The 3,625-nt window shown below is 30.5% G+C and carries 10 protein-coding genes; all 10 read left to right on the top strand.

Features of this window, described 5'->3' with window-relative positions; translation table 11 throughout:
* Positions 1–195 (top strand): hypothetical protein (locus ACJROP_RS05235; RefSeq protein ID WP_406534435.1); only part of this gene is annotated, 195 nt, incomplete at its 5' end.
* A gap of 18 nt (positions 196–213) precedes the next feature.
* Positions 214–345 (top strand): hypothetical protein, encoded by a 132-nt coding sequence (locus ACJROP_RS05230; protein WP_406534434.1) that lies wholly within the window; start codon positions 214–216, stop codon positions 343–345.
* A gap of 20 nt (positions 346–365) precedes the next feature.
* Positions 366–656, top strand: coding sequence for a hypothetical protein (locus tag ACJROP_RS05225; RefSeq protein ID WP_406534433.1), 291 nt, complete (start codon positions 366–368; stop codon positions 654–656).
* A gap of 2 nt (positions 657–658) precedes the next feature.
* On the top strand, positions 659–1,063 hold the full coding sequence (locus tag ACJROP_RS05220) for a DUF3310 domain-containing protein (protein ID WP_406534432.1): 405 nt from the start codon (positions 659–661) through the stop codon (positions 1,061–1,063).
* Between the two features lie 6 nt (positions 1,064–1,069).
* On the top strand, positions 1,070–1,351 hold the full coding sequence (locus tag ACJROP_RS05215; RefSeq protein WP_406534431.1) for a hypothetical protein: 282 nt from the start codon (positions 1,070–1,072) through the stop codon (positions 1,349–1,351).
* Positions 1,345–1,863, top strand: a complete 519-nt coding sequence (locus tag ACJROP_RS05210) for a hypothetical protein (RefSeq protein ID WP_406534430.1) — start codon at positions 1,345–1,347, stop codon at positions 1,861–1,863. The genes ACJROP_RS05215 and ACJROP_RS05210 overlap by 7 nt, the downstream gene beginning before the upstream one ends.
* A 145-nt stretch (positions 1,864–2,008) precedes the next feature.
* Positions 2,009–2,353: a hypothetical protein gene (locus ACJROP_RS05205; RefSeq protein ID WP_406534429.1), complete on the top strand. Its 345-nt coding sequence runs from the start codon at positions 2,009–2,011 to the stop codon at positions 2,351–2,353.
* 15 nt (positions 2,354–2,368) lie between these two features.
* Complete coding sequence (locus tag ACJROP_RS05200; protein WP_406534428.1) at positions 2,369–2,611, top strand: hypothetical protein; 243 nt, start codon at positions 2,369–2,371, stop codon at positions 2,609–2,611.
* On the top strand, positions 2,608–3,156 hold the full coding sequence (locus ACJROP_RS05195) for a hypothetical protein (RefSeq protein WP_406534427.1): 549 nt from the start codon (positions 2,608–2,610) through the stop codon (positions 3,154–3,156). Before ACJROP_RS05200 ends, ACJROP_RS05195 begins: the two co-directional genes overlap by 4 nt.
* Complete coding sequence (locus tag ACJROP_RS05190) at positions 3,153–3,569, top strand: hypothetical protein (RefSeq protein ID WP_406534426.1); 417 nt, start codon at positions 3,153–3,155, stop codon at positions 3,567–3,569. The genes ACJROP_RS05195 and ACJROP_RS05190 overlap by 4 nt, the downstream gene beginning before the upstream one ends.
* Positions 3,570–3,625 lie beyond the last annotated feature (56 nt).

Here is a 3,625-nt window from a genome sequence, read left to right as displayed (position 1 = left end):
GATGGAGATAATTTCATAATACTAACCATACATGTTGAAAACCAATATGCAAATGAAGTATTTGAGAAATTAACTGAAGTATTTCCTGGTTGGGAATGGGGACTCAATAAATCTAATTTAACATCAAAAGATATTGATTTAAGGTTAGATGATGAGGTAATCGCAAGCCTGCCTAAATTCTTCTATGATGAATAATGAGGAAGGAAGTTAAATATGATTACTGTATTTGATAGTGATGCGGAAGTATGCTTGAATTGTAAGCATAAATGGAAAAGTGAATGTACACTTTTTGACGAGTTAATTGAAGATAACTGTGGTTGTTTCATGTTTGAAAAAGACAACTAAAAACATAGGATGTGTTAAGGATGGTTAATAAGGATTTTAAAAAATTAAGCGAAGCTTATCTTGAAAGAAAAAATTTAAACCGGGCTATTGATGATATGGAAACTGAATTAAACAAAATCAGATTAATTGATAGGCCTATTGATGTGGATACTAGTGGTGTTTCAATAAAACGTAAAGGTAAATTTGATGTTATCTCATTGGATGATTTGAAAAAAGTTGAAGAAGAAACTGGAACCACATTATATTTAATCAATGATAAATATTACATGCTTGCATGGAATCATAATATACCAACTAAGGAAGATGATTGATAATGGTTGAACCAGATTATTACTCCTGTAATGGATTAAGTCCAATTAAAGCTTTTGAACAAGGTTTGATGAGTAAAGATGAATTTATAGGTTTCTGTAAAGGTAATGTTATAAAATATACTGTCAGAGCCGGTAAAAAAGATGATCCTTTACTTGATATTGTTAAAGCAATGGACTATTTAACTTATCTTCATAAAGCATTGAAAGAAGATGATGAGGATGTTAGTGATATGTTGAAAGCTGAAGAATTACAACATCCTCCAGCAGAAACAGTAGTGCCTGCTAAGGCTAAAACTAGAAAATTCCCCGTTAATGGTGAGAAAAAAGAGGCGTCTGAATTAGAAGGAAACATCCTCACTAGACTACATAAATCAGTGTGGAAAAGAAAAGACGCTGAAGAATATTAGATTAATATGATACTGAATAAAATTGAAGATTTACAGGAAAATCAAGCTTTTTATGATTTAATGAATAAGGGGATTCGTGAAAATTATAAAAAATACTTGATTGAAGCAGAAATAATTAACAATCATGACATTACAAAGTGGACAGTACACTGTTCAGATGTGCGTGAAATAAAATTCTACTGGAAATATATGATTTTCCATTATAATAGTGGGAATTCTAGGTTAATCAGATATACAGCACTAATTGATTTTAAATTAACATATCTTGGAGGAATACACAAGTGTTGAAAACTAGAGATTACTTGAAATTTTTAAATGAAAATTGCCCAATCGATGAGGAATGGGTGGCTGATGAGAAATTATATACTATCCGTATCCATAAGGATGTTGAGGATAAGATAAGTGAATGGGTTGAAAAGATTGTTGGTTGCAGCTTCTTTTACGAATTAGATGATGAAGACTATCTGAACCTTAAAATCACTAAATCCACATTAGAAGATAATTTACAGGATAACTTAGTTAAAAAATTATATGATTATATTCCAGTTAAAATTGACCGTTTTGGAATTACTAAAGGTCGTAAAGGTGAATATGATGAGCATTGGTACTATATTATAGATAAGTTGAAATTCATTGAATCTCCAGCTAGATGGGATGATCCATTAGGTAGGGGTGTGATTTTCGCAGCTTCAAGTGCTAGTGAATGGGTTAATTATGATATATGTGCTGAGGTATTGGAGAAATTGAACAAGGATGAATCGATTATTAATATGATGGATTATTGTCGAAATAAAAAATAAGGATTAAATCCATTATTTTTTTTCTTTTTTAGTATACTATTTTAGAGTTAGATACAATATTTTTATATATTTATTTAACCTAAATATATTATATATAATAATTTTTTTATTTTACCCAAAGAAAAAATATGGAGGCAGATTAATATTGACTGATAAAAATTATAGTGACTCAAGCATAGTCGAACCCGTTGAAGGTGGAGTAACAAGATACTATAAAATAACCGCAGTCAACGAGGGACAATTAAATATGCTTGATAAAATCTTTGCTTATATAGAATATTTAGGAGCAGTAGGTTCCAGTAGACAACTAACCATCTACTGTGATGGAGATGGTGCTGTAAGATTAAAATTCTTCAAGCATAATGAAGATGAATTCGTATTCCGGAAACTAAATTATGATGAAGCTATGGGTGCGGATAGTGGTTATGGTAATTATCAAGTTAATGATAATGATGGAGTGGGAAAAGAAACCTACTTCGACTTAGGATAATATTAGAGGTTTTTTATGGTTCATAAGGTACAGTTTGAAGCAAATGTCCCACCAATCGTTGATTTAATATCATCAATCATTATAAGAGGTGATGATGCTAAAATCATCCTTGATAATGGTTCTATAATTGAAGTAAAATCTCATCAAAGAATCAGATTATTAAATAATGATTACCTTGAAATCTTCGAAGACAATAATGGTGATAAATTAATCCTTGGAAGAATAAAATTAACTAAAATCATAGGAGCAATATCATGAATACTATTGAATTTGATGATGAGCATTTTGTGGTGAGTAAAGAGAAAGATTACGGGGACCCTGTAGGTGAATTCCGTGTAATCCGTTACGATACTGGTTACTATGCTTTACAGAAAAAGATTATAGGATTATCTGATTCCAGTGATTTGGACTGGGAGACTATAGTTATAGCACCACAATTAGACACTCCATTAGATAATGAGTATGATTGGAAATTCAGTCAAGGTAATTTAACAATGAATATGTTACTCCAACATTTAGACAACTCAAGTAAATTACATAATAATGAGTTAATGGAGTTGCATTTGAATTTGAATACTAATCTGGATGAAGATGTTAGTGAAGAGATTATTGAGATTATTAAATCACATGATGGTAAACGTGTAGCTGATAAGATAATTGAATCAGTAATGTTGCAGGATTCCTATTTCAAGGAACATCTTGATAAAAGTTACCGTAGGAATACTATTATCAGCAGTATATTGCTAGTTATCTGTTTAACCTGTTTCAGTTTAACAATTCTATCCATTTTTGGTGTATTATGAGTAGAGATATTACATTTCATATTGTTTCTAATTCCGATGCAAACTTGGATTTAATATATCCTGAATTTAAAGAGGATTTCCTAAATCCGAAGATACATGTTCCTGAATTGAAAAAGAAATATGATTTAAGTGTCGCCCGATATAATCATTTAAGAAACAGAGTCCTAGATGAAACTGGTTTGAAAGAAAAACCAACATTGAAAGGTGGCCGTAATTATACAATCACTGCAAGCCGTTATATCATAAAACATAAACATGGTAAATGTACAATTTATAAGACTGTTGATAAATATAAGAAAAGTTTCGGAACATATCCTGATTTTGAAACTGCTCAGCATGTACGTGATAAGCTGGTGGAATGTGATTGGGATGAGAAAGTAGCATCGGAGTTAAAGAGGAAATATTCAAAATAAATTTTTAATCCAATTATTTTTTTTGGAGGATAATAAATGAAATCTTGTAATTCATG

This window comes from Methanobrevibacter sp. (assembly GCF_045220775.1).
GTDB lineage: Archaea > Methanobacteriota > Methanobacteria > Methanobacteriales > Methanobacteriaceae > Methanocatella.
Note: the sequence above shows the minus strand (reverse complement) of the source record. Positions and strands in the feature narration are given on the sequence as shown.

Bases quoted from the DNA above. Each gene is read 5' to 3' on its own strand.
- ACJROP_RS05230 (WP_406534434.1), top strand. From the start codon at position 214: ATGATTACTGTATTTGATAGTGATGCGGAAGTATGCTTGAATTGTAAG.
- ACJROP_RS05225 (WP_406534433.1), top strand. From the start codon at position 366: ATGGTTAATAAGGATTTTAAAAAATTAAGCGAAGCTTATCTTGAAAGA.
- ACJROP_RS05220 (WP_406534432.1), top strand. From the start codon at position 659: ATGGTTGAACCAGATTATTACTCCTGTAATGGATTAAGTCCAATTAAA.
- ACJROP_RS05215 (WP_406534431.1), top strand. From the start codon at position 1,070: ATGATACTGAATAAAATTGAAGATTTACAGGAAAATCAAGCTTTTTAT.
- ACJROP_RS05200 (WP_406534428.1), top strand. From the start codon at position 2,369: ATGGTTCATAAGGTACAGTTTGAAGCAAATGTCCCACCAATCGTTGAT.
- ACJROP_RS05195 (WP_406534427.1), top strand. From the start codon at position 2,608: ATGAATACTATTGAATTTGATGATGAGCATTTTGTGGTGAGTAAAGAG.
- ACJROP_RS05190 (WP_406534426.1), top strand. From the start codon at position 3,153: ATGAGTAGAGATATTACATTTCATATTGTTTCTAATTCCGATGCAAAC.